Annotated in this window: 22 protein-coding genes, 1 tRNA gene and 1 pseudogene; 9 read left to right on the top strand and 15 right to left on the bottom strand. The window is 51.8% G+C overall.

Annotated features, from left to right (window positions below):
* Positions 1 to 1,740 (bottom strand): DnaJ domain-containing protein (locus tag PN498_RS20345; RefSeq protein WP_272065203.1); only part of this gene is annotated, 1,740 nt, incomplete at its 3' end.
* Positions 1,741 to 2,139: 399 nt separating this feature from the next.
* Between PN498_RS20345 and pdhA the strand changes: the two genes are divergently transcribed.
* The 5 genes from pdhA (at position 2,140) to PN498_RS20320 (ending at position 7,281) form a co-directional block, all read left to right on the top strand.
* Positions 2,140 to 3,171, top strand: a complete 1,032-nt coding sequence (pdhA, locus tag PN498_RS20340) for a pyruvate dehydrogenase (acetyl-transferring) E1 component subunit alpha (protein WP_272065201.1) — start codon at positions 2,140 to 2,142, stop codon at positions 3,169 to 3,171.
* Between the two features lie 71 nt (positions 3,172 to 3,242).
* Positions 3,243 to 4,226 carry an alpha-ketoacid dehydrogenase subunit beta gene (locus tag PN498_RS20335; RefSeq protein WP_272065198.1) on the top strand — a complete coding sequence of 328 codons (984 nt, stop codon included), beginning with the start codon at positions 3,243 to 3,245 and terminating at the stop codon, positions 4,224 to 4,226.
* Between the two features lie 18 nt (positions 4,227 to 4,244).
* Positions 4,245 to 5,711 carry a protein translocase subunit SecD gene (secD, locus tag PN498_RS20330; RefSeq protein WP_272065197.1) on the top strand — a complete coding sequence of 489 codons (1,467 nt, stop codon included), beginning with the start codon at positions 4,245 to 4,247 and terminating at the stop codon, positions 5,709 to 5,711.
* Entirely contained in the window at positions 5,708 to 6,688 is a 981-nt protein-coding gene (gene secF / locus PN498_RS20325; protein ID WP_272065195.1) for a protein translocase subunit SecF, read from the top strand. The genes secD and secF overlap by 4 nt, the downstream gene beginning before the upstream one ends.
* 317 nt (positions 6,689 to 7,005) lie before the next feature.
* Positions 7,006 to 7,281, top strand: a complete 276-nt coding sequence (locus PN498_RS20320) for a hypothetical protein (RefSeq protein ID WP_272065193.1) — start codon at positions 7,006 to 7,008, stop codon at positions 7,279 to 7,281.
* A gap of 8 nt (positions 7,282 to 7,289) precedes the next feature.
* Here PN498_RS20320 and PN498_RS20315 read toward each other — a convergent pair whose 3' ends face one another.
* The 5 genes from PN498_RS20315 to PN498_RS20295 form a co-directional block, all read right to left on the bottom strand.
* The gene (locus tag PN498_RS20315) at positions 7,290 to 9,137 is read right to left on the bottom strand and encodes an ABC transporter ATP-binding protein (RefSeq protein WP_272065191.1); all 1,848 of its coding nucleotides are present in this window, start codon (positions 9,135 to 9,137) and stop codon (positions 7,290 to 7,292) included.
* The gene (locus PN498_RS20310) at positions 9,101 to 9,283 is read right to left on the bottom strand and encodes a hypothetical protein (RefSeq protein WP_272065190.1); all 183 of its coding nucleotides are present in this window, start codon (positions 9,281 to 9,283) and stop codon (positions 9,101 to 9,103) included. The genes PN498_RS20315 and PN498_RS20310 overlap by 37 nt, the downstream gene beginning before the upstream one ends.
* Positions 9,284 to 9,388: 105 nt before the next feature.
* Entirely contained in the window at positions 9,389 to 11,230 is a 1,842-nt protein-coding gene (locus PN498_RS20305) for a response regulator (RefSeq protein WP_272065188.1), read from the bottom strand.
* A gap of 426 nt (positions 11,231 to 11,656) precedes the next feature.
* Positions 11,657 to 12,988: a M23 family metallopeptidase gene (locus tag PN498_RS20300; RefSeq protein WP_272065186.1), complete on the bottom strand. Its 1,332-nt coding sequence runs from the start codon at positions 12,986 to 12,988 to the stop codon at positions 11,657 to 11,659.
* Between the two features lie 32 nt (positions 12,989 to 13,020).
* Positions 13,021 to 13,875, bottom strand: a complete 855-nt coding sequence (locus PN498_RS20295) for a biotin--[acetyl-CoA-carboxylase] ligase (protein ID WP_272065184.1) — start codon at positions 13,873 to 13,875, stop codon at positions 13,021 to 13,023.
* 71 nt (positions 13,876 to 13,946) lie between these two features.
* Between PN498_RS20295 and pgeF the strand changes: the two genes are divergently transcribed.
* Entirely contained in the window at positions 13,947 to 14,720 is a 774-nt protein-coding gene (gene pgeF, locus PN498_RS20290; protein WP_272065182.1) for a peptidoglycan editing factor PgeF, read from the top strand.
* A 217-nt stretch (positions 14,721 to 14,937) separates the two neighbouring features.
* Here the strand turns inward: pgeF and PN498_RS20285 are convergent, their stop codons facing one another.
* Positions 14,938 to 17,031 (bottom strand): cation:proton antiporter, encoded by a 2,094-nt coding sequence (locus PN498_RS20285; protein WP_272065181.1) that lies wholly within the window; start codon positions 17,029 to 17,031, stop codon positions 14,938 to 14,940.
* Between the two features lie 377 nt (positions 17,032 to 17,408).
* Between PN498_RS20285 and PN498_RS20280 the strand changes: the two genes are divergently transcribed.
* Positions 17,409 to 18,527, top strand: a complete 1,119-nt coding sequence (locus PN498_RS20280) for a histidinol-phosphate transaminase (protein WP_272065179.1) — start codon at positions 17,409 to 17,411, stop codon at positions 18,525 to 18,527.
* A 53-nt stretch (positions 18,528 to 18,580) separates the two neighbouring features.
* Here PN498_RS20280 and ftsE read toward each other — a convergent pair whose 3' ends face one another.
* From ftsE to hemE, 4 genes are all read right to left on the bottom strand, one after another.
* Positions 18,581 to 19,462: a cell division ATP-binding protein FtsE gene (gene ftsE / locus PN498_RS20275; protein WP_272065178.1), complete on the bottom strand. Its 882-nt coding sequence runs from the start codon at positions 19,460 to 19,462 to the stop codon at positions 18,581 to 18,583.
* Between the two features lie 195 nt (positions 19,463 to 19,657).
* Complete coding sequence (gene ruvB, locus PN498_RS20270) at positions 19,658 to 20,788, bottom strand: Holliday junction branch migration DNA helicase RuvB (RefSeq protein ID WP_272065176.1); 1,131 nt, start codon at positions 20,786 to 20,788, stop codon at positions 19,658 to 19,660.
* Between the two features lie 59 nt (positions 20,789 to 20,847).
* Entirely contained in the window at positions 20,848 to 21,834 is a 987-nt protein-coding gene (locus PN498_RS20265) for an NAD-dependent epimerase/dehydratase family protein (RefSeq protein ID WP_272065175.1), read from the bottom strand.
* A 143-nt stretch (positions 21,835 to 21,977) separates the two neighbouring features.
* Positions 21,978 to 23,042 carry a uroporphyrinogen decarboxylase gene (hemE, locus tag PN498_RS20260; RefSeq protein ID WP_272065174.1) on the bottom strand — a complete coding sequence of 355 codons (1,065 nt, stop codon included), beginning with the start codon at positions 23,040 to 23,042 and terminating at the stop codon, positions 21,978 to 21,980.
* Between the two features lie 175 nt (positions 23,043 to 23,217).
* Between hemE and PN498_RS20255 the strand changes: the two genes are divergently transcribed.
* Positions 23,218 to 23,736, top strand: a complete 519-nt coding sequence (locus PN498_RS20255; RefSeq protein ID WP_272065173.1) for a phycobiliprotein lyase — start codon at positions 23,218 to 23,220, stop codon at positions 23,734 to 23,736.
* Between the two features lie 280 nt (positions 23,737 to 24,016).
* On the opposite strand, the gene PN498_RS20250 is transcribed toward PN498_RS20255, so the two are convergent.
* Positions 24,017 to 24,089, bottom strand: a tRNA-His gene (locus PN498_RS20250).
* Between the two features lie 224 nt (positions 24,090 to 24,313).
* Between PN498_RS20250 and PN498_RS20245 the strand changes: the two genes are divergently transcribed.
* Positions 24,314 to 24,706, top strand: a complete 393-nt coding sequence (locus tag PN498_RS20245; protein ID WP_272065171.1) for a DUF4359 domain-containing protein — start codon at positions 24,314 to 24,316, stop codon at positions 24,704 to 24,706.
* A 72-nt stretch (positions 24,707 to 24,778) separates the two neighbouring features.
* On the opposite strand, the gene PN498_RS20240 is transcribed toward PN498_RS20245, so the two are convergent.
* From PN498_RS20240 to PN498_RS20235, 3 genes and pseudogenes are all read right to left on the bottom strand, one after another.
* Positions 24,779 to 25,081: a hypothetical protein gene (locus tag PN498_RS20240; protein WP_272065169.1), complete on the bottom strand. Its 303-nt coding sequence runs from the start codon at positions 25,079 to 25,081 to the stop codon at positions 24,779 to 24,781.
* Between the two features lie 226 nt (positions 25,082 to 25,307).
* Complete coding sequence (locus PN498_RS28650; RefSeq protein ID WP_442951435.1) at positions 25,308 to 25,388, bottom strand: PEP-CTERM sorting domain-containing protein; 81 nt, start codon at positions 25,386 to 25,388, stop codon at positions 25,308 to 25,310.
* Positions 25,389 to 25,688: 300 nt separating this feature from the next.
* Positions 25,689 to 25,818, bottom strand: a pseudogene (locus PN498_RS20235) (ISKra4-like element ISLesp1 family transposase); the annotation flags it as partial.

The following is a 25,818-nucleotide window of genomic DNA, read 5'->3' as shown; positions in this document are numbered from 1 at the left end:
CCCCCCCCCCCCCCCCCCCTGTCCGACGGGCGGCGGCATTTCAAGCTCAGGCTCAGTGGTCGAAACGGCTGCTGATGGCCGATGACCGTTTTGCGAAATTTGAGGCGAGGTTCTGTTGGCAGCAGCAGACTGGAGCTGTCCATCAGGGGAGAGCTGCGAAACCCGCTCGGCAATGCTGAGGCCAACGTCTTTTTGTGGCGCAGGCTGAGGTTCAGACGGTGACGCAGAAACAGCCTTATCATCACCAGCCGCTGCCGACCGGGTCGTCCCCAAATAGTGGGATGAAGAGTAAGCAGCGGGAACAGGCGACTGCATAGGAGGCGCCGTCGGCGTCGTTGAAAAAGGGACTTCGCCATAGCTAGGCGTGTCTGGCATTCCTGACCGCCGGTAGGGAAGACTTGTTTCCATCGACTGAGATGCGGGCATGGCCTCTAAGAACGCTTGGACCTGGGGATCAGCGAAGTAGTCTTTGAGTGCAGTCTGCTGATTGGCCAGATCTCGAAAGTGCGTGAACACCTCTTCCCGGAGCCAACGCTCTGCATAGAGACAGAGTCCTGGAAGTAAATCCGGCGAACTCTGCGAGTGTTCTCGAATAAAGGCGAGCGGCTCATACTCTTGGCTCAACTCCAATGCCCGTCCTGCTTCCTCAGCTTGCCCTAGCAGCAGAGCACACACAGCCTGTTCAAGATGTACATCCTGCCGTGTGCTGACAGGCTGCAATAGCTGTTTTGCCCGCCGGATTAAAGCCGGTTGATGAAATGAAAATCCTCGGGCCAGCAGCGCATAAACCGCAAGATAGGTTGCAACTGCTGACGGACGTCGAGCTTCGGCTTCAAAAATCTCTTGCTGTTCCCCAGCAGTTAAATAGCCTCGGAGCTGCTGAATAAACCGCAGGAAGTCATCGGTCGAGAGTCCTGATAGGTCGTCACCCACACCATCAATGCCGCCTCGATCTTGCAGCATCGTTTTGAGCAGCTGAATGCCTTGGCGTCGGGCACCCGTTTGTTCCAGAGGACGGGCAACCAATTCCAGAATTCGGTAAGGTCGAAGCTTGAAGAGATCAGACTGAAGTTCTGCACGGATTGCGGGAAACCCGTTTTCCTTAAGCAGCAATTCTTGGCCGGTTTCCAAAGACTCGGCAGCATTCTCGTACTGATTTTGCTGCCACTGTTCTCGACCCAGTTCTAAACAGGCTAAAGCCAGTGTCAGCACGATGTCTTCCTGAACTCGACTGGGTTCGCCGTAGCTGCCATTCGACAAACTGCCCTGGCCGTTGGCAACAAAGGGACGACCCAAGCGAATGACTAGCTCATACTCGCCCAATTCCAGCAGAATGAGTAGCGCTCCAACAAATTGAGTATCGTCAATTTCAATAGTTGGGGTGTAGGGTTCGGGCGTGGGTTCGGGAAGCGTGTTGGAGGCCAGCGATCGCAGGGCCTCTTCCCCTACCTGACTAAAGTCTGCAATGGCCTCTTTGACGGTCTCAGATCGAGACGACACCGACGCTTCCGGGGGGTGGGTGCGAGTCAAAAATTGTGTGTCGTAGGTCTGCCGCTTTTCGGCGTTAGACAACAGGGCATAGGCCTCGTCTATCAGTGACTTACGAGACTTAATCGCAATATCAGAGTACTCTCGTCGCGGTAGCTGTAGAGTGCGATCGCGATGCGCTTGTTTAAGCTGATCCGCAGTTGCCTGGATTGGCAACCCCAGTATCCGGTAATAATCCAGTGGAATCCGCACTGCTTTTTCGTCCCTAAATGCCCATTTTCTTAACCAACCATTAAGGGGAAAATCCCCTTGACCATCTCTAAAAGAAGTGCCCTCTTTTAGGTCAATCGACGGCTTCGACAACCTGTCGGTAAAACGTTCCTCATCATAGGCCGATTAGCCAGTTCTTAACAGACTAGTTTGCGTTCCGTAAATTCCAAGAGCCGATTCCAGGTTCTTCCTACCGATAGGGAGGAATACAGGTATAGAATTGTTGAGATTTGTCAGAAAGCAGTTTCTCTAGAGACCTGTACGGACTGGCATTCCTTAATTGTCCTAAGCGATGACCCTGATACTGAGGTATTCCGGTATTCGAAGGGCGATATTGTTTATTGTGTAAAGTTGGAACTGCCGTAAGGATACGTCAAACTCATGGCTCAGGAACGGACCCTACCTACATTTCGTGCAACCGATGCTCTTGTGACCCAGGCAGAAGGGCTTGAGATTTATGAAGATATGGTACTCGGTCGCTACTTCGAAGATAAGTGCGCTGAGATGTACTATCGGGGACGGATGTTTGGTTTCGTTCATCTTTACAACGGTCAAGAGGCAGTTTCGTCTGGCGTTATCCGATGTTTGCGTTCCGATGACTACGTATGTAGTACTTATCGAGACCATGTCCATGCGCTCAGCGCTGGGGTTCCTGCTAAGAATGTGATGGCCGAACTCTTTGGCAAAGAGACGGGCTGTAGTAAGGGACGCGGTGGTTCTATGCACCTATTCTCTTCAGAGCACAACTTATTAGGTGGCTTTGCCTTCATTGGGGAAGGCATTCCGGTTGCTTTGGGCGCGGCTTTCCAATCTCGGTATCGGCGAGATGCTATGGGGGATGCGAACGCTGACCAGGTGACGGCCTGTTTCTTCGGCGACGGCACGACGAACAATGGGCAATTCTTTGAATGCTTGAACATGGCATCTCTGTGGAAGCTGCCGATTATTTTTGTCGTAGAGAACAACAAATGGGCGATTGGAATGGCCCACGAACGTGCCAGTTCCCAAACGGAAATTTATAAAAAGGCCAGTGTTTTTGGTATGCCAGGCTTTGAAGTAGATGGCATGGATGTCCTTGCTGTCCGGTCAATTGCTCAGGAAGCCGTGCGCCGCGCTCGGGCTGGCGAAGGGCCAACGCTCATTGAATGCCTAACCTATCGTTTCCGAGGCCATTCCTTAGCTGATCCAGACGAACTGCGTTCTCAAGAGGAGAAAGAGCAATGGCTCTCCCGCGATCCGCTCAAGCGTTTTGAAGCCTATTTGTTGGAGCAAAATCTGGCTCAAGAAAGTGACCTGAAAGCGATTCGCGACAAAATTCAAACGGTCGTTGATGAGGCTGTTACGTTTGCTGAGCAAAGCCCAGAGCCTGATCCCAGCGAACTGTATCGCTACATCTTTGCAGGCGATTCATAGGCGATCGCCCCCCGCTCGCTCAAACTTTCCATGCTTTTGACTATTGTTCTTCACCTTCAGACACACGATCCATGACAGACACTCTGCTATTTAATGCCCTACGCGAAGCCGTTGATGAGGAAATGGGCCGAGACGATACCGTTTTTGTTCTGGGTGAAGACGTAGGACACTATGGCGGTTCTTACAAAGTTACCAAGGGACTTTATGAGAAATATGGCGAACTGCGGGTTTTGGATACCCCCATTGCTGAAAACAGCTTTACTGGGATGGCTGTCGGCGCAGCAATGACTGGACTGCGTCCCATTATCGAAGGCATGAATATGGGATTTCTGCTGCTCGCCTTCAACCAGATTGCTAATAACGCTGGCATGTTGCGCTATACCTCCGGCGGTAATTACAAAATTCCCATGGTAATTCGGGGACCCGGGGGCGTGGGTCGTCAGTTAGGTGCAGAACACTCTCAACGGCTTGAAGCGTATTTCCAAGCGGTTCCTGGTCTCAAGATCGTGGCCTGTTCTACCCCCTACAACGCTAAAGGTCTTCTCAAGTCTGCCATTCGTGATGACAATCCAGTCCTCTTTTTCGAACATGTTTTGCTTTACAACTTGAAAGAAAACCTGCCAGATCACGAATATCTCGTCCCTCTCGACAAAGCTGAGGTTGTCCGTCCCGGCAAAGACGTCACAATCCTGACGTATTCTCGGATGCGTCATCATGTCACTCAGGCGGCTAAGAAGCTGGAGCAAAAAGGCTTCGATCCAGAGATTATCGACTTAATTTCTCTAAAACCTTTAGACTTCGACACCATTGGCGCATCGATTAAAAAGACCCATCGGGTCATTGTGGTCGAGGAGTGTATGAAAACAGGCGGTATCGGGGCAGAAATCATTGCCTCTATCAACGATCGCTTCTTTGATGAACTGGATGCTCCTGTCCTGCGACTTTCCTCTCAAGACATTCCGACCCCTTACAACGGTAAACTAGAGAGCCTGACGATCGTCCAACCTCATAAGATTGAAGAGGCGGTCGAAAAGATGATGGCGCTACAGGTTTAAGACCAAGTTTGAGGATATATGGGTAAGCAACGGCTGCTGTTGGGACTAATCGTGTTGTTGGCGATCGCGGCGATCGTCGTCATCGTTCAGGTGCCAACCCGCTTAGGACTGGATCTCCGGGGTGGGACCCAGCTTACTCTTCAGGTTGAAACGACCGAGAAAATTCCGAACATTACGGCTCAGGATATGGACGCGGTTGAGCGGGTCATTTCAGACCGGGTCAATGAGCTCGGCGTTTCCGAGACCTCCGTTCAACAGCTCGGCCAAAACCAACTCTTGGTTCAGCTTCCAGGGGTAAGTGATCCAGAGCAAGCCCAGCGGGTTTTAGGCGAAACTGCTCAGCTTGAATTTCGTCCTCAAAGTCCTGGTACAGAGCAGCAGCTGCAGATTGAAAGCCAGATTTTGCGGCAGCATCAGCTTGAACTCACGGCCTTGCAAGAAGCCGATAGAAGCGGTGATCAGTCTTTAATCGAGGCTGCTGGTAACGACGACACAGCTGAGGTTAACGCTAATCTGGAAGCACAGCGGCAAGCCATTCAACAAGATATTCAGGAAAGTAATGAGGCGATTCGCGACCTGTTTGCTCCAGCTGATTTGACTGGGGAAAAATTGACGGATGCTTTTGCTCGCCCTAGTCAGAGTGGATTGCTTTGGGAAGTCGTCATTGAGTTTGATTCAGACGGGTCTAATCAGTTTGCAGACATCAGCCGCAGCATTGCGGGGACAGGGCGCAGCATTGGTATTTTTCTAGATAATCGCTTGCTGAGTGCGCCCACCGTTGACGTGCAGTACGCCGAAACAGGCATCACAGGAGGCAGCGCTGTCATTTCAGGTAACTTTGACGCCGAATCTGCTAGTGATTTAGCCATTCAGCTGCGGGGGGGAGCGTTACCGCTGCCAGTCGAAGTTGTGGAAACACGCACAGTGGGGCCAACGTTGGGACAAGACAGTATTCGTCGCAGTTTGTATGCGGCGATGGTGGGCCTCTTTCTAGTGTTGGTCTTCATGGCGGTGTATTATCGCCTGCCGGGAGTGCTTGCTGACGTTGCGCTGGTGGTCTACGCGCTGCTGACTTTGGCAACCTTCAACATCTTTGGGGTAACGCTGACGCTGCCGGGAATTGCAGGCTTCATTTTAAGTATTGGCATGGCAGTTGATGCCAACGTTTTGATTTTTGAGCGGACTCGCGAGGAACTGAGGAGCGGCAAAACGCTGTATCGCTCTGTAGAATCAGGTTTCTATCGAGCGTTCTCTAGTATTTTGGATAGCAATGTAACAACGCTGATTGCCTGTGCCGCCCTGTTTCGACTGGGTGCTGGCCTCGTTAAAGGCTTTGCCCTAACTTTAGGGATTGGCGTTGTCATCAGTCTATTTACAGCCATCACCTGTAGCCGCACCCTATTGCTGTTTTCCTTAGGGCTCCCTCAGTTCCGCAAGCCGGAACTCTTCTGTCCTGACTTGTCCACCACGCCTTCGAAATCATGAAGTTAGATATTATTCGACAGCGATCGTTTTGGTGGTTGATTTCAGGGTTGCTAATCCTCGCTAGCCTGATTGGTATGGTTCTGTGCTGGCAGCAGTTCAATGCACCTCTCCGACCTGGTTTGGACTTTGTGGGGGGGACCCGCATTCAAGTGTCTCGCGACTGTGCGATCGCAGACTGCACTGAGCCCATTCAACCTGCCCAGGTCCGTGACCTATTGGCACAGGAGGGATTGGAGACCAGTGTTATTCAAGTGACAGGAGATGATGGTCAAAGCGTTGCCATCCGGACGCGAAATCTGACAGTTGATGAAGAAACGATTCTCCGCGCCGATTTAGAAGAGAGTATTGGTCCGCTAGACGGTCAATCCATTCAAATTGATTCGGTTGGCCCGACTGTAGGACAACAGCTGTTCGCGTCGGGCTTATTGGCGCTATTGGTCTCGTTTGCTGGCATTGTGATTTATCTCAGTCTGCGGTTTCAGCTGGACTATGCGGTGTTGGCGATCGTCGCTCTTCTGCATGATGTCCTGATCACAATGGGATTATTTGCATGGCTGGGACTGCTTCTGAAAGTGGAAGTGAACAGTTTGTTCATCGTATCCCTCTTGACGGTTGTTGGTTTCTCCGTCAATGACACGGTGGTCATCTACGATCGCATCCGTGAAAACATCAAACTCCATCCAGAACGCCACATTAATGACCTGGTAGACGATGGCGTCAACCAAACCCTAACTCGATCCATCAACACCACGCTGACAACAGTTTTGCCCCTGATCGCGATCGTCTTTTTCGGTGGCGATACCCTCAAATTCTTTGCTCTGGCACTGATCGCAGGTTTCCTCGCAGGTGCTTATTCCAGTATCTTTATTGCGAGTACTCTGCTGGCTTGGTGGCGTGTGCGGTCTGGGCGGGCGATCGCAGGCTCTGCCGAACCACCCCAACCCACTGGAGAGGTCTCTAATGATGTCCAACTTTGAGTCTTACCTGTCGCTCAAAGTCAGGACTGACCAAACGGGACAGTTGACGCCTACGGCTAGCGCAAAGCAGGCATCGCTACCCTCCCTATAGATACCTGGCACAAGTCCTCGACGTTCATAGTCAAGCGATATCTTTCTCAAGAACACCTTTCGGTAGATGAAAGCTGATTTGGCGTATTCTTAACTCAAAACCAGACACTCAGAACTCAAAATCTCTTCAAGATCTCTGTCTAAGCCAACCCAAAAGCGACAGCCCTCCCGTGCAGCCGAATGATCTCATAGAAACTGAGCAGATGCTATCCCTTAGAAGGACCTGGATGCGCCGCTGGTGGTTCTTCACGTTGGGCCTTTGGATATCGGTGGGTCTGGCTAGCCTCTGGAGCCTACGCCGCACCTGGCAACAAGCCGCCGAATATTTCACTTGGGCAGCCATCCGCTATGGTTTAGCCTTCAATCGCTTCGCCGCAGTCGGACTGGGACTATGTCTGGGCCTTACCGTAGCCCTACTTGTCAAAGAAACCCGCTTTCTCCTCTTCGGCCTCTCTCGCAAAGAACGCAACGACCTGCTGGAAGCCTTGAGGAAGAAATCGTGACTGTTTGCTTACTGGTATCCGGCGGCCTGCATTTGGAATAGCTGAGCATAGCGTCCGCCGTGAGCCATCAATTCTTCGTGGGTGCCGTATTCGATCGCTTTTCCCCTTGAGAGAACCATAATCTCATCGGCCCGGCGAACCGTAGAAAATCGGTGGGAGATCAGGATTGCCATTTGGTTTTCAGTGGCTGCTCGAAACTGGTCGAAAATTTTGGCTTCAGCTTCGGCATCCATGGCGGAGGTGGGTTCATCCAACACCAAAAGGTCAGCATTGGATCGCATGAAAGCTCTGGATAGCGCTACCTTCTGCCATTGGCCACCTGAGAGTTCTTGCCCTCCCCGAAACCATTTGCCGAGCTGAGTCTGAAAACCATTCGGTAGTGTTTCAATGAATGGCGTTGCGGTGCCTTTCTTAGCTGCGATCGCCCACTGATCTTCCTGTTCTAGGTAGTGCACATCCCCGACGCCAATGTTCTCTCCGACTTTGAACTGGTAGCGAACAAAGTCTTGAAAAATAACGCCAATTCGCTCTCTCAGCACATCGATATCCCACTCGGCTAAATCACGTCCGTCGAGTAAAATGCGGCCCTTTGTAGGCGTGTAGAGACGAGTCAGAAGTTTGATCAGCGTGGTTTTGCCGGAGCCGTTTTCGCCAACAATTGCCAGCTTCTTACCCGGCTTGAGATGGAAAGAGACATCAGCAAGGGCTGGACGCTCTGCCTCTGGATAGTGAAAGGAAACCTGTTCAAATCGTAGGCCATCGTCTGGAGAAATGCCTGAACGGGCATACCCCATTTGTTGCGGCACCGTCTGTTCTAAAAACTCGTACAGGTTCGATAGATACAAGCCATCTTCGTACATGCCGCCAATAGAGGTCAGGATGGAGGAAAAGGCATTCTGGCCCTGCCGAAAAACGGTTAAATACATTGTCAGGTCACCCAGAGAAATGCGGCGGGCGATCGCCGCCAGCACAATCCAACAATAGGCTCCATAGAAGGCAGCAGTGCTGAGCAGGCCCAAACCATAACTCCAGAATCCTCGTCGGACTGTGAGGTCGCGGTCCTCGTGATAGACGCGGTTAAAGATATCCTGATAGCGCCTCAGCAGCATAGGACCCAGCTGAAACAGCTTCACCTCTTTGGCATAGTCTTCTCGACCTAGCAGCACTTCCAGATAGTTTTGCTGACGGGTTTCGGGCGATCGCCAGCGAAAGAGGCGAAAGGCGCGTCCGGCAAATCGAGTCTCGGCAATGAAGGCAGGAACGGTCGCTCCCATCAGAATCACCACGGCCCAACCGGAAAATTGCAGCAGCAGTCCGCCGTAGGCCAGGAGCGACAGCGTATTTTGAATCAAGCCGAAGGTGCGACTGACCATGCTCAGAGGGCGGCTAGAGGCTTCTCGACGAGCACGCGACATCTTGTCGTAAAACTCCGAATCTTCGAAATAGACCAGGGGCAGTGTCTGTGCCTTTTGTAAAATCAGCAGGTTGACCGACTGCCCCAGCAAAACCCGCAGGAGCGAGGTACACAGGTTCAATCCCTGTCGCGCACCTGCTAGCACGACGACTAGGATGGCCTCCAAGCCTAAATAGGTGAGGGCCTGATTGCGAGCTGCGATCGACCCTGTTTCTGCCGCCTCAATTACCGCATCTACAATTAACTTGCCGAAATAGGCGATCGCCCCTGGCAAGAGGCCGGCTACGAGCGTTGCAGCTGCTAGCGCCAATGTTAGCCGCCAGTTTGTCATCCAAACCAGTTGAATAGCTCGTCCACAATATCGATAAATATCTAAAAAATTTTGAACTGACTGCCAACGCTCCCTCAAAGAGCGTCGCCACCGTGTTGTTTGTCTTCGCATACTTTAAGGATACGTCGCCAAGCAGCGCGATCGCACCCTCCAGGACAGAACGCCACTCTTCGTGATTGCCGAACAATCGCCTGACGCTGCTGAATGAGACACTGCTGGTGGCACCCAAAGTTCTTATCAGTAGACCAACGTGCCAAATTCAGTTGTTTGATGTTGTGGGCTACCCGTTATGCAGCTTGGTAAAGTCCATCTCAGAGTTTTATCTGTTCCCTACTCCTTGTTCCCTTTGAAGGGTAGTCAGATTATTGCGGCGATCGCGAAGCCCCCACAAAGGCTGATCGCTGGAGCCGATTGAGAATTCGGTTCGGTAATTCTGCGGTCATGATGGATTTTCGTAAGAAGTCGTCGGCTCCGACGTGAAAGGCTCGCTGCTGAGTGCTGACATCCTCATGGGCGGTGAGAAAGAGAATGGGCAGATGACGCCATTGCTCATCGGCTCGGAGGACCTGGCAGAGGTCCAGGCCGTTGGCCTCTGGCATTTCCACATCCAATACCAGTAAGTGAGGCTCAACGATCTTCAAGGTATTCCACAGCTGTGATGGATGGCTGACGGTGGTTGTTTGCAGTCCCCACGGCGCCAAGAGGGTCTCTAGCAGCTCCAAGACTTGGGTATCGTCATCCACCAGCACGATTTTGAATTCTGCACGGTCTGCTTGTAGCGTTCGCTGGACCACCTGAATTGCCTGTTGTGCCGTTGTCGTCGCGGGCAGAATGCTATCAGCTCCCTGCTGGACTAGCTGCAAACGCTGCTGAAAATTCTGGATATCTGTTATGACAATCACCGAGGTTTGCTCTGAGTGGTGGGCGATCGCCTCCAGCAATTCCAGTCCTGCCCCCAAGTCAGACTGATCAAGCCACAGCAGAACACTGTCTGGGGGATGAGTTGCGAGGGTTTCAACTGCCGCTGCACAGTCGGCCACGACCCGGACTGGGATGCCAGCCGTCGTCGCCTCGGTGAGCGGCTGACTTGGGGAGGAGGGAGCGCCAACGACTAAGAGGTGAGGAGCGCTGGCGATCGCTGCTGACGCTAGTTCCTGACTGCCATCATTCGCTAAGCTCTGTTTCAAACGGTGAATTAACTCGGCAACTTGATGCCCCTGTTCTGCGGTCAGTAATTCATCACGCTGCAATATATGCTCTAGGTCGCGGGCTATGCGGGATCCTTCTGAGAAGCCGAAACAGCCCAGAGATCCCGCCAGTTTGTGGGCATGCGATCGGCCCGATAGCTGAAGCTCTGTGCTCAACTGTCCGGTGGTCGCAGCGGTAGAGACCGTGTCCAATACGTTTAACCGTTCTTGCAGAGTGCCTTGATGGGTTTCCCAGGCTTTGGCAACAGCGGCCATCATCTGAGACTTCGTAGGTTTGAGGGCTTCTGTTGCCTTGTCCTGTGCTTGGGAAACCGCCTCGGTCTCTAAAGCTTTGAGCCGATATCCCAGACCATAAACCGTTTCAATGAAATTTTTGTCGGCCCCGCCCGCCTTAAGCTTTTGCCGCAGCCCTTTGATATGGGTCCTGACGGCATCACCGCTGGGCGGATCCTCAAAAGACCAGATGCTTTCGATGATGGCATCAAGGCTAAAGACGCGATGGGGATGGCGCAGGAAAAGCTCTAGCAAGGCATATTCCTTGGGAGTGGTATGCAGACGATGCTGGCCGTAAAAAACTTCAAAGGTGTTGGGATCCAGCCGCAAATCTTCCCAACTGAGAACAGCAGTAGTGGTGTGACTATCTCGGCGCAGAAGTGCTCGAATACGGGCACACAGCTCGTTGAAGTCGAAGGGCTTGACAACGTAATCGTCGGCTCCGGCATCCAGCGCCTGAACTTTGTCGGTACTGTCTCCTTTCGCCGTCAGCATCAGAATCGGGTTATTGATGCCCGTTTGGCGCAATTGCTGACACAGTTCTACCCCACCGCGATCGGGTAGCAAGACGTCTAAAACGATAAGGTCATAGGCAAAAAGCGTTAGGAATTCCTCAGCAGTTTCGGCATCAACAGCAATGTCAACGGCATAGCGCTGCTTGATCAAGCTCTCTGCCAGCGTTTCCATCAATGCCTCATCATCATCGACGAGTAATATTCGCATGGTTCGTCTGCAAACCGGAGTGTTGAAATCTAGGACAGGCTAGATTTTGAAGATGAATATGATTCTAGCTTCCCAAACCTTGGGGACGGGCCAAAATCACAAGACTAAAGGATGCAGACTAACGGAAGATGGATAAAACGCTAAGGGCCTAACGGTCTGTCTAGCTTGAATTTGTAGGTTGGGTTGCCGTCAGAAAACCTAATATACCCCTGGCTATCGTTGAGTTATTTCCTTCGGAAAGGCTCTGCCAACACTTTGTTCTACGCCAACCTACGCATACACTTATTTTGAACGTTGACAAAGCACCAGTGCATTACGGCAAAACATGCTCACCATTTAGAATGTTTGAAAAGCCGATCTGCCTTAGTTTTGTAGAGCTTTGCTCTTCTCGCAGAGTATTCTGGATTTTGAATTCCGCATAGCGGTCTAGTTGGCGTTGGGTTGGGCAGGACGGTAAGGCAATTCAAACTGTTTTTTGCCCGGAATCTTAGTGCCGTCTTTCTCTTTGTCGCTAGCCTCTAGCCCAAATGCTTGCAGCGGATTGTTCAGCACGTTGACCAAACTGCCTGCTGTGTAGCCTAGTAGCTGGTCAGGGTTCAAAATAACCCAGCCCTGGGCGGTGAGTTCTCGTAGCTCGAAGTGAAGGTGAGGACCTGTGGAGTTTCCAGTGCTGCCGACGAGACCAATAACATCACCCTGCTGCACAATTTCGCCAGGGCGGACTAGAAGGCGAGACAGGTGAGCGTAGCGGGTTTCCAAGGATCCATCGTCATGGCGCAGAATAACCGTAAGGCCGTAACCGCCTAAGTAGTCAGCAACATGAACTTCACCATCTTTGGTGGCGACGACGGGGGTGCCTTCGGGGGCACCTAAATCGGTTCCGGTGTGGAAGCGACGATCGCCAAAAATGGGGTGAGTTCGCCAGCCGAAGAGAGACGTGATGGGAGACGGCACCGCTAGTGGGAAGACAAACTCTTCCATGCCGCGTCTCAGCATATTGAGAGGGCGTAACCTCTCGTTGAAATATTCACGGCTGACGACGGTTGTATTGCCAAACGTAACGCCGCTGCTACCAATATTGATGGGTCCGGCAGAGAAGCCTGAACCTTGGCTATAGGCCACATTTTCGTTCGTGCCCTCGGCAGCACCAACGAGATGTTCTCCATTCGCCACCTGCTCAGCTGTTAAAGCGTTGCCGCCACAAACACGACTGGGTGAAAACTGTCCCTCTGGCAAGGTGAACTGACAACCGGTCGAGCGATCAGTAAAGACTAAAGACGGTCTATCCGGTGATGCGGTAGCTCCCAAACTGTAGTCTGTGGGGTCAATGAAAGAGCCGTTGTAGCTTTCGCGGGTTTCAAGCTCGACTGAAACGCTGGGCGCAGGAATAGTTGACTCAGCGGGGGCGAGTTCAACCGAGGGGGCTGCTGCGGGTTCGCTTGACGCTTCTGCATTCGCTTCCGCAGGGCTGGGAGAGGCTTTGAAAGCTGGTGCCGGGGCAGTTGGCTCGATGACCGGGGTGGCGGTGACCTGGGGCTTCAGTAAAGCCTCTGCTGTGGTCTCAACAGGGGCTAGAGGAGGAGACGTTTCGACAGCCGCAGGGGCTTCAATGTCCACTTCAGTTTGTGCCTGAGCAGGTAGGGCAGCAAGTACAGAAGCACTTCCGGTAAGACCAACTCCCCCTAATAGCAGTAGCTGCATCAGTCGGCGATCGCTTCGAGACGATCTATTCGTGCTGGAGAAAGACTCCGGCTTCATGCTAGTTGCTCCGTCAAACACCACGACAAACCTCAGACATTGTAGCCCAGGCTGATCTCGCCTGGCTTGAAATATTGGACTGTTTCTTGTTCATTGTGAACCATTGCAACCGTAAGGTCTCCTTCTGGGGAGACGCCTGCAACAACTCCAGGGTGCCCATCTACGTCAACTTTTCTGCCAAGGCAAGAGAGTTTTTGCTGATATGCTTCCACGAGTGAGGTCGTTCCTTGCTGCTGCCAGTAGTAATATCCCTGTAATAGGCCCCGGAGGGCGATCGCGGTGACATCCTCCAAGCTCTTCACCCTTTCCCGAGCGGGATCCGGCAAAAGCTTACGTACCGAAATCGCGTTTTCAGGAAGGGGATTGTCCCAGTTAATTCCTACGCCAACGACTGCCTGGTGTATATTCTGCCGTGCCGAGGGTGATATTGAGTAGGGCGTTGAGTCAGAAAGTTTGTTAAGTCGCACCTGCGTTAGGATGCCGCCCACTTTGCGTCCGTTGCTAACCAAGTCATTCGGCCATTTGAGCTGAACCGGAATGGCTAAGTTTTGAAAGCTGGTGGCAATGCCCCAAGCGCTTGCCAGCGTGAGCAGAACCCCTTGAGCGATCGCGATATTAGGCTCCAACACTAGAGACAAGTACAGTCCTCCTGGATTAGAAAGCCAAGTGCGACCCCATTGGCCGCGTCCTGCACTCTGCTGCTGCGCAATCACCACCGTTCCGGCTCTGTGTCCCTGATGGATGAGCTGCCATGCCTGCTGATTGGTAGAAGGCAGCGTTTCGTAAATGTGTATAGCTAGCTGAGGCCGGAGCGCCGTTAGTTCCGGCAAAACGCCGAGCTCCTGAGCAGGACGATTGAGTGCTTCGATAACGCGATGACGATGCATTCGATGGGACAAACCTCTCTGATCTAGACTACGTCTTAGTAGTTCCATCAAGGCTGATCCGGTCAACTTTCATGAGTAATACCTGGCACTGGCACACGGGTGAGCACCCCTATTTGACAACAACGCTGTTGAAAAATTGGTCCCACGGCTTTTTTACGCGGGCCTCTTGGCCCAGCTCCCCAGAGAGCTTGAGTCAGCAACTGGACGGAGAGGCAGCGGTTTATCGCACTAAGCAAGTGCATGGCAAACAGGTGCTCGACCCTAGTGAGTTTCCGCTTGATTGGCAGACCTCTGGAAGACCTGAGGCGGATGCTGTGATGACATTGGCTCCGCAGCAGGCCGCTTGGGTGTGTACAGCAGACTGTACGCCCATTTTGATAGCCGATGAGGAAACTGGGCAGGTTGCTGCCATTCATGCCGGGTGGCGGGGAACGGCGTTGGGTATTGTGCCAGCAACGGTGAAGCGGCTCCATACCCAAGGCAGCCGATTGAACAATCTCCGGATTGCCATGGGGCCCGCGATCGCGGGAGAGGTTTATCAGGTTTCGACTCAGGTGGCGGCGGAAGTGGGGCGATCGTTAGTGCTTCAGGCGGGGGATGAGGACCAGCTGTTGACGCAGCTTCATGCCATAGAACCTTCGCCCCTACTGCCAGATGAGCAGGCTGGACGGGTTCGGCTTGACGTGCGCCGCGTTAATGTCTTGCAGTTATTAGCCTTGGGAATTGCACCGGATCAGATAGCTGTGGCTCCTCACTGCACCTATCAAGAACCTAAGAGCTTCTTTTCCTATCGTCGGTCTCGGGAAAAGAAGGTGCAGTGGTCCGGCATTGTTAGTTCCGGTTGAGACAGAACTCGTTACTTTCCCCTCGGAGAGGCTAATGGGGTGAGATAGGCACTCAAACTAAGCGTTGAGCACATGAAACAAGTACACTCTGTTCCCTGTCACCGATTCTTTGTTCCCTTTGAACCAGACTTGTAACGACATGCATTTGAGTCAAGCACACCCCAGTTCCTATTCCCTGCCCCCTTAGGACGCGGTAAATTTCTTCCTTAGAACTCTCCTAAGTGTCCTTTAACGGAGCAGTTTTGGGCTGAGGAGAATCGTCAGAGGATTGACCGTTTTGCGAGGCAGCATTCTGAGCTTGGTTTCCGTTGTTATTGGGCTCGGGAGGCGGCTCTGGCAACTCCGTAGTGGCTGACGGCGGTGGCGGTGGTGGCTCAGTGACCTTTGAAGGCAGCGGCACTTCCTCTACGATAGGCAGTGTTTCGATGTTGAGCCGGGTTGGGCGACTGCCTCCTGAGAGGCGCTTCAGCAGCTTAGGTTTAGGATCGTGCAGTAGATAAATGATGCGATCGCCTACTTTCCAGTCATCCTCCTCTTGTAGAGAAACCCACATGCGATCGTTGCGCTTAACCAAAAGAGGAATGAGTTCACCGTTTCGCATCAGAGCTCGCAGGTGTGCTCGCTGCATGAGGGTGCCCTCGGAACGCAGCAACGTTTCGCCTAGCCTGACAGCACCTTCTCGCAGATAACCATTCCAAAGCTTGAGCGGAATGACGGGAAAAATGGCCTTTGTAGACGAGGATTTTTGCCCAGAATTGCCTTTCTTAAGGGCAGCCTTTTTCGAAGCTGCCTCTTCTGATGCATCTTCTTGGGTAACAACGGAGATAATGCGAGGCAGCTGAAATTCTTCCTTAGCCTGCTGCGCGACGACCGCATTAACGTCCACATTATTAGTGATGGCCAGCAACGTTGTGGCAGAACTGATACCCGCTTCCTCCAGCACTTCCGCATCTAGAGCGCTATTGACAAAAACGGGCAGATTTTCCTGCTCGGCTTGTTCGCGAGCATCCACATTCGTGTCAATTAGCGCGACCGATTTACCGTCTTCCTTAAATAGGCGAGCAATCAGTAAGCTTAGGGGATTACAGCCGACAATCACCGCTCCACTGCGTTCCTTATGTCCTGTCAGTCCTAACAACCGAGCGAGCACGCTGGCCGTCAACCCCTGAGTCAGCACGGTAATAATGATGGTCAGAAAGACCAACGCTTTGATGGCATCTCCACCGCTAATTCCCCGTTCAGTTAGCAAGATGGCAAACAGGGATGCCACGGAAGCTGAGACGATTCCTCTGGGAGCCACCCAACTCAAAAAGATCTTTTGCCGCCAGTTCAAATCGCTAGAGGCCGTACAGATGCCAATATTCAAAGGACGGACGATTACCATCAGTACCGCGACTGTGAGAGCAGCACCACGACCTAAGGCCAAAATACTCGCGATTGAAAGGTCGGCAGCCAACAGGATAAAGAGCACAGAAACGGCAAGAATCGTCAGCTGACCTTTGAAGCGACGAAGCAAGCGCTCATCTGGAACAGACAAAGCCCGCAGCACGATGCCGGCAATGACCGCCGCCATTAGGCCCGATTCGCCTTGAATTTCCTGCGCGATGCCATACAGTCCCCACAGGCTAGCTAGAACGACTAGGTTCCGCAGTTCCTCAGACAAGAATTGGGATTGCTTGAGAAAAACGCCGAGCAGCGCTCCTCCCAATCCTCCAATGATTGCGCCAGTTCCCAGCCGCACCGTCAGACCACTGATGATCAAGAGGGGATCTGCGTCGCCATTCAAGATGATGTCCAAGACAACGACCGCTAGGATTGCCCCTACCGGATCAATCAGGACGCCTTCTCCCTCCAAAAGGGTTGCCACTTTGCGATCGACCGTCACCTGGCGCAGTAAGGGGTTGATGACAGTGGGTCCAGTTACAACAACTAAGGAGGCATATAAAAAAGCTAGAGACCAAGGGAATTCCCCCAGCCAATGAGCTGCCATGCCGCCCCCTAGTAGAGTTATGAATACGCCTGTGGTCACCAAATTTCGCAGGCTATTGGAAACCCTGTCTAGCTCTTTGAGTTCTAAACTCAGTCCCCCTTCAAACAGGATGAGCGCAACGCTAAGGGAAACGAGAACTTCTAATCCAATACCTAACTCTTGGGGATGAACCAGCCCGACACCATCTGACCCTAACCCAATGCCAAACAGCAGCAGGAAAATAATGCTAGGTACCTTAAGATATTCCCCGATAACCTGTGCGCTGATTCCGGCAAGAACAGTGAGGACAATTTGAATAGTAATCTCAAATGAGTTGTCCATAGGCGTTGAGCTGACCGAGTGGCGAGACCACTACGTGCAGGCAATTCAAAGATCAGTAGGCAAACCTGTCCACTGCCCGTACAACATAGGCTCAAAGCCTAAGTTTGAACCACAGTTAACTGAGAAAAAGCCCACAAGCTAGAAAGTTCACCCTCATTAAGGACAGCACCGTTAATTCTTCATGGGTTATCAGATCTGCCAAATCGGTAGTGCGTACTGATGGCCCATACCCCCCAAAACGTAAAAAAGAGTTTAACAGGTGTCGGTTCCTGAATTCAAAAGTATCTTGTCATTTCCATCAGCATAACACCCGTGAATGGGCTGGATGGGGAGGAGGGTTTGGGTCATAATAAGTGTTTTGTTGCTTGGCTCCTGCTATGGCTAACTTCATTCGCCCGGATTTACAGAGGTTTGCGGCTTACAGTTCCCACGTGCCTATGGGGACTACCTCTGTACCTGAGATTGTGGATCATCTTGATACGAATGAATCCTCCTATGATCTCCCCGCACCTCTGAAGGAGAAGTTGGCTGGCGACTATCAAGCACATATTCGAGCTAATCGATACCCTAGTGGCGATCATCACGAGCTTAGGAACGCGATCGCCCACTATGCCCAATCTTCAGCAACCTTGGGGGATCGGACAGTTACGGCAAAGCACATCACGGTAGGCAATGGTTCAGACGAGCTGATTCGATCGCTCCTCATTGCTACCTGTGTAGGACGACCCGGCGCCATTCTGGTCGCAGAGCCCACCTTTTCGATGTATAAAATCCTGGCTCAGACCCTAGGGGTTGACGTTGTCACTGTGGGGCGAGACGAGGAGACGTTTGAGGTTGATTTGGACGCAGCTGAAGCGGCGATCGCGAATGCTAAGGTCCCCATCCGCATGATCTTCATGGTCTCGCCCAATTCTCCCACGGGTAATGCACTGACGACGGCTGAGCTGAATTGGCTGCGGCAGCTATCGCAAGACATCTTGGTTGTGGTGGACGAAGCCTATTTTGAATTCTGTGGGCAGACGACAGTGGTTGATGCGCTTGCTCGGCCTAACTGGGTCGTGACGCGGACATTCTCAAAAGCGTTTCGACTAGCAGCTCATCGCGTGGGCTATGTGATCGCGGCACCCGAAATGATTCAAGTTTTGGAGAAGGTACGCTTGCCTTACAATTTACCGACCTTCTCGCAGACCGCCGCACTTGTCGCTCTGCGGCATGCTCAGTCGATTTTGTCGGTCGTTGAAGAGGTTCGGTCTGAGCGCGATCGCCTGTTGGCAGCTCTGAAAGATTTGCCTGATTTCAAAGTTTGGCCTAGTGCCGCCAACTTTGTGTACTGCCGCCCGACTCAAGGACTCGGTGAGGTGTTTCAAAAGCTCTATGAGCAAGGGACTCATGTTCGTCAGACCGGAGGTGGCTTTCGAATTACGGTGGGCACTCCAGAGGAAAACAATCGGACTTTAGAGCATTTACGGAATGCCTTGATGCTGACTGCTCAATGAGATCCCAGCAGGTGCTAGTAGAAGGCTATCAGCTACCAGAGCTATTACCAGAGCTATCGATTAATGCGTCTGAGACGGCCTTCTTTGAGCTGAACGACGGGGTGGTTGGACACGCGCACTAACTGTTCGTTGTGGGTGGTGACGACGACAGTAATGCCGATAGAGTTGAGTTTCTTGAGAATCTTGATCACTTGCAAAGCGTTATCAGGATCCAAGTTGCCCGTGGGTTCATCCGCAAGCAAGAGCGGCGGAGTGCCGACGACAGCGCGGGCAATGCTGACCCGCTGCTGTTCGCCTCCAGAGAGTTCATCCGGGAAGGATTCGGACTTATCTTGCAGGCCCACCATTTTGAGCGTCGGCCACAGGCGACGATGAATTTCCTTGCGGCTGTAGCCTTGTGCCCATAAGACAAAAGCTACGTTTTCTGCCACGGTGCGCCGTGGAATGAGTTTGTAATCTTGAAAAACAACACCAATCCGGCGGCGGACTTTGGCGAGCTGATTTGCCCGCAGGTTGTTAATTGCGGTGCCCTCAATGATGACCTCACCCGCTGTCGGTTTTTCCTGGCCGTAAAGCAGTTTTAGAAAAGTCGATTTGCCCGCTCCTGAAGCCCCTGTGATGAAGAGAAAATCGCCTTTGTGCAGTTGGAGATTGACGTCTAAGAGAGCTTGCGTGCCTCTCATATACCTTTTTGAGACATTCTGTAAAGCCACCACTACATCGCGTTGAGAGGTTCCTTGAGGCGGTTTGGGCTGAGCTTTCCGAGTGGTTGCCTGAGGAGTTTTTGTCGGTGGTTTCGAGGGGGCAGTGCTAGGGATGCGACGATCAACTTCTAGGTTTGAATAGCTCCTTTGAAGTCGATCGCTCAGCAGAGACCGCACATCTTCTGGAAGTCTTTCGTAGTTGCTATTTGGACGAGTAACCACCGAGGTCATGAGCAAAGTCCCCAAAAAAGAGCTAGCTGCCACCCACTGCATAGGAGCATCATTGGGCGCTATGACGCTGTATTGTACTGAACTTCGGACAAATGTCTACCCTTTTTTTCAGAAAAGTCTTTAGCGTCTTCTCAAAATAGAGGCCGCCATATATAGCGTTAATAGTGACAATTGAGATTTATTGCGGTCTCGAACCTACATAATTGAAAGCTGTTGTTCACCGTAAAACTCTGGAACAGCCGTATCCTGATAGCCAAGGTGACGACAGGCTGCCCGAGTCACCACCCGCCCGCGTGGTGTCCGTTGCAAATAACCCAGCTGCATGAGATAGGGTTCATACACTTCCTCAATGGTTTGAGCATCCTCTCCGGTTGCTGCTGCCATCGTGTCCAGCCCCACAGGGCCGCCATTGAAATTCTCAATCATGACCGAGAGCAAGCGGCGATCAGTCCAGTCCAGTCCACAGGGATCAACGTTAAATAGTTCTAGCGCTTCAGCGGCGATCGCCTGATTGATGGTCCCAGATGCTTTCACTTCAACATAGTCCCTAACACGCTTGAGTAAACGGTTAGCAATTCGGGGGGTGCCGCGCGATCGCCGCGCAATTTCCTCGGCGCCCTCTGTCTTAATTGGGGTTTTGAGAACTTTCGCTGTGCGACAAACGATTTGAGTTAATTCATCGATTTCATAGAACCGCAGGCGCTGAATCAAGCCAAAGCGGTCTCTGAGAGGGGATGTCAGGGCCCCGACGCGGGTGGTTGCGCCAACTAGGGTGAAGGGATGGAGCGGAATACTGCGAGTCCGGGCGCTTTGGCCCTTGCCGATGGTAATGTCGAGCCGCGCATCTTCCATAGCTGGGTATAGAATTTCCTCGGTGACACGCGGAAGGCGATGAATTTCGTCAATGAATAAGATATCGCCAGGTTTGAGATTCACCAGTAAACCCGCAATATCTCTGGGACGTTCGAGCGCTGGCGCAGTCGTAATTTTGCAGTCAACTTTCATCTCCTGTGCCAGGATCAGCGCCATTGTTGTCTTACCTAAGCCCGGTGGGCCGTAGAGCAAAAGGTGATCTAAAGGTTCCTCGCGGGACTGGGCTGCCCTAATAGCAATATCTAAGACTTCTTTGAGCGACTTTTGACCAATATAGTCAGCTAGCTTCTGGGGGCGCAGTCCGTCTTCTGGTGGACCTACAGGGCGATCGCTCTGCTCCCGAACTAAAGACTCAGGCACGGGCTGCTGAGGTGGCTCGGTTTTCGCTCCCCGATTCACCTGCTTTTTAGAGGGATTTGGCTCTGAGGGAGATTTTGAAGAGATGATAGCCATAGGGTGAGTGGGCGATCGCAATGAGTTGTCTCTGATTCTAAAGAGAACGAGCGTATTACTCAACCGGGCAATACACCACTCACTCGCATGAGGTCAGCGACTGTTGGGCAATAAGACTGTAAACCAAGCTTTTCCGGGTTGATGGAATTGTCGTAAACAAAGTGACGATATTTCAGGCAGAAGCGGTCCCACTCTGCCATGCGAATGTTAAACCCGTCGATAATCCGGTCGGCTAACCAAAGCGAGAGGGGAATGCGGAAAAAGATCCGCAAGCCGAGATAGTCACAAACCTCTTCCACTGTGCGATTGATGGTCAGTGCAGGATTGCCGATGATCACCTGCCGCGGTTCCTGAGGTGCCGGAGGATGATTGATGAGATGGCTCACAACCAGGGCGATATCTTTACCATGGGCAAAGTGAAAGCTGCCGTCTGCTTTCAAGAACCGAATCAGGCCCATCCATTTCGTGACATCCTGGATGCCAGCGGAGATGTGAGAGTAGGGCTTATCTTTGTCGCCACCAAATACGAGTGTTGGAAAGACCGTTGTAATTTTGGGATAAATAGCGAGTTCTGGCAGTTTGAGATAGCACTGATATTTGCTGCGAATGTAGTCAGTGCCGATCTCGTCGGCTTCTTTCAGCGGCAGATTGTGGCGATCAAGAATGCTGGCGGTTGAGAAATACACTACCTGCTGGCAGCGATCGCGATCCAACAGCGACATGAGCTTGTGGTTCCCTGTAACATTGATGTCGTAAATTTCGGGTGCACCTCCCCATGAGGTTGCTGCCAGCACTGCCGTATCGATGGTTGCTAACAGGTCAGCGTAGGCATCAATGTTACGAATGTCGTCTTGAATAATTTGGATCCGAGCATTTCCTTGCCAAGTCAACATCAGCTTGTCTGGGTTACGAACCAGTAAAAACAGCTGATGGGGCGTATCGGTCAACAGGGTTTCCACCAAGTAGTGACCAATACAGCCGCTGGCCCCAGTGATGAAAATTCGCTGAGGGTGATTGCTTTCAGGAAAGGACGTCAATTCAGACACTGCACTGCTAAGAAAAACAAAGTGCCCAAAAAAGCCAGCTCAGACACTTGATTCCTCTTAGGTCAGAGATAAATTATTTCGCAAGTTCCAAGCTTTGAGTTCTCTTGGGGTGATCCCAGCGTATCACCCCAAGAGAACTCCGACTAAGCAGGGACAGCCAGTAACTGATCGATGTTCTTGCCGGTCTCGAAGAAGAAAGCAGCATTCTCCTCAGGGGTCCCTGGTAAGATGCCGTGACCCAAATTGAGAATATGACCTCGCCGACCTGCCTTTTGCACGGTGTCGATAATGCGATCGCGAATGAACGATTGAGACCCAAACAAGGCCGCAGGGTCTACGTTGCCTTGAACCGCCATCTCTGGTCCCAAGCGACGACGAGCTTCGGCCATATCTAGTGTCCAATCAACGCTGACAATATCAACGCCGGACTCACCCATCAGTTCCAGTACGCCAGCGCTGCCACTGATATAAAGAACGAGAGGCGTCTCGGGATACTTGGCCTTCACCTGACGCACAACCTGTTGCTGATAGGGCAGTGCAAAGGTGCGGTAATCCATCGGGCTTAGCTGCCCAGCCCAAGAATCAAAGAGCTGAACCACCTGAGCACCACACTCGATTTGGTGGCAGGCGTAAACGGCGATATTGTCTGCTAGCTTGCTGAGGAGTTGATGCAGCATCGCCGGCTCTGAAAAAGCCATGCCTTTGATATTGGCGTAATTTTTAGACGTTCTTCCCTCGACGGCATAGGCTGCCAAAGTCCAGGGAGAGCCGACGAATCCTAGAACAGCAGCTTCATTGCCAACTTCAGAGCGCAACGTGTTGAGGATAGTACGGATAAAGGGAGTCGCTGTATCAGGATCAAGCGGGCGGACGGCATCAACCTGAGCCTGAGTGCGAATAGGGGGATCGATGACGGGGCCTTTACTCTCAACAATGTCGAAGGGGATGCCCATGCCCGTCAGTGGAGTCAGGATATCGGAGAACAAGATGACACCATCGGGTCTAAATGCCCGCCAGGGCTGTAGGGAGATTTCAATGGCTAGCTCCGGATTTTCCGAGCGCTCCCTGAAAGATGGATACTTATCGCGAAGGTCTCGATACACCTTCATGTAGCGTCCTGCCTGACGCATCATCCAAACGGGAGGGCGTTCTACTCGCTCTCCACGAGCGGCCCGTAGCAATAGAGGGTGCTGGTTCAATCCGGTCATTGAAACTTTATCCGCGTTAATGAAAGTTTTTAAGCGTAGTCGTTAGCGTAACATTCTGCGAATACCGCTATTTCAGGTCATACGAAGAGTTTAGGGTTTTTGGGATCAGCGGGGCGATCGCTATCAACGTAGAATAAAGGTCACAAGGTGATTTGAAGCCCACGAAGGCAACGGCATGGATATCGTTAATTTTTTTGAAAAAGTTGAAGGAATCTGGTTCTCCCAGCGAACAACCCACTTTTCGCCAGACCAGCCCTCCCAAACAGGACAGACACTGCTGCAAATTACACGAGTGAATCTTAGCGAGTCCCGCGTCGTTGACCTTTGTCAACAGGCTTCAGCCAATCCAGACGAAGCCGTTGTAGCCTTGTTAATTCAGCAAGAAAGTCAGCAAAGCACCTATCGAACTAGTGCACCTGTGGCGCAAGGTCCAACACTGCTAATTGGTTTTAAGTCGGAAGATGAGGCGTCAGGTAAGTTTTTGAGCCAAACCGGACAGGAAGCGATCGTCCCCGGCCATTATCAGCTGAAGGACGAGGTGCTGACGTTTACCATCCGAACTGATGAATTTCAGTCCGATGAGCGCATCTGGTACATGAATCCTAATTTGCGAATGCGGACAAGTTTGGTTAAACGGGCAGATGGCTTTCAAATGTCCTCTTTTTGTTCTGAACTGCGCCGCTCGTCAAAGTGAAGTAGGGTGCAGCCAATGCTGACTCCCCAGAAGTTATGAACCTAAGGATTCAGCACTGGGAGACTACGGTGGCGGAGTCAGCAGTATCATGGCAGCCTCCAACACAGCTGTAGAAATCAGCTCATCATTCAAAACACTGGAAAAGCTTATCCGCCTTAGTTTTGAATTCCGCGTACGGTACTAGCTTAGGTCGCTGAAGCCACATATTCGCTATGCAGACAGTGCTCCTCACAGCGTTGCCCATGAACGTAGTAGTCTTGGCTATCTTCAATGTCTTAAGGGCGAACGAGGGGATTCGAACCCCCGAATGTCGGAACCACAATCCGATGCCTTAACCCCTTGGCTACGCTCGCCTCGCGCGTTCCTCAGTATAGCATTTGTCTGAATTCTTAACGATTAGAAAACGGATGTTGGACCGATGATGGTTAAAAGTTCAGTAGGATTGAACGGAGGTGTTTCGGGGGAAGCAGGCAATATCTCCCCATCTTAGGCAAATAGACAAAGCCTTAGAGTCAGCTCCAATGCTTACCCTGTAGATATCTGACCACAAGCGCAACCTCAGCAGAGCATTACACCAATGAAACTTTCTGTCTTATTTAGTGCTGCGTTACTGTGTGCTGCGATCGCAGGGCTAGTCATTACAAACCCTGGCCCAGAAGCCTACGCTCTTTATGCGAGTGAACAAGCCGAGCAATACTTTTCTGAGAATGTCTGCACGAACCTTCCTCCTGGCGTCAATGATCTACTGGGACAAGGGTGTACGGATGCCGTTCAAACGCTCCAGCCTCAACTAGAGGCAATCGTGCGCGATCGTACAGAACGCCTCAATATTGGCATCGCTAGTTTCTATCGCACCTCTTTCGGTGTTCCACAGTGGCCTATGTTGCCTGAATATAGAGCCGATACGCTTGGCGTGGTCAATCGCTTCATTACCTATCGGCTTTCTGAATCAACGATGATGCGGAATTAATCGAAAAGCACCGGAGATATCTCCGGTGCTCACGTTTCAAAAGGCGGACATCAGATTGAGCTAAGTTATCCGCTATGCGATACGGGCTTCTCCGATAGGCGTTTCGGCTGAGCGGACCACCAAGACGTTAAACAAGCTGATATCCACGTCGTCAGTAAATGGCAGACTGAACGAACCACTGGCCTGAGGTAATGCCCCTAAATCAACAGTTCGCTTAGATAAATCCCCATTAATCGCTAAAACAGCGCTCAGCGCAGACACGTCTGCACTGGTCTCAAAGTTTTGAATGGCCAAATTACCCCCAACGCCGGGGATAACGGCAACGCCTACATTGCCAGTTGTCGTATGTCCTTCCAATCCTGAGAATGTGCTCACGGGTTTGACTCCCTTGCCTCCTTAGAAATCATAAAGGAAACCTATGCAAAAACTTGTCTTTTTCCAGGCATTCTCCCCGCCGTCAGAAGTCGATGACGTGGGGCAAAGGAGCCGTTGCCCGTTCCATTATGGACAAGACGGCAAGCCATCTGGCTAAGGCGCTAAGGCCTCAGATGCCCCTAGAGGCACAAACCTAGATGGCTAAAGCCATACATGCCTTCATAAATTAAGAGCGGCGCTTCAGAGAAACCCCTGCTCCGATTGCAAGCACGGTTCCCAAGATGAAGCTTGGTTCAGGTACACTCATCGGCTTTTCGGGCACAACGATTGGACGCTGAGGTAGAGCATCTGCTCCTCTGAGACAGGGAGAAGTTGTATCAGCAACTTGGCTAGTTTCACTGACGATTAAGAGACCTCGGCAGCTATCAGGACTGCCAGATGAAAAAGAGATCGATTCTGACGACCCAATGATGTTTCCGGTTGAGGAATCAACCGCAAAATAAGGAGAATCGCCTGTACTCGTTAGAGATGCCCCTACCGCGAAGAAACCTGATCCTTCGCGAGCTTGATTGATGGCATCAATAGCGGGTTGAGTAAGGGGAGCACGTCATCCACTGGGGGATGAAAAACAATCAAGTTGATGGTTGAGATAAAGGGATCTCAATTTGAGCATTTGTGGCAAAGACGCTTCATTCCATTGAGCCCCCGTCACCTGCAATCTGGCATCGATTTGTTTG

It is taken from the genome of Oscillatoria sp. CS-180, assembly GCF_028330965.1.
GTDB lineage: Bacteria > Cyanobacteriota > Cyanobacteriia > Phormidesmidales > Phormidesmidaceae > Halomicronema.
This window is presented reverse-complemented; position numbering and strand designations above follow the sequence as displayed.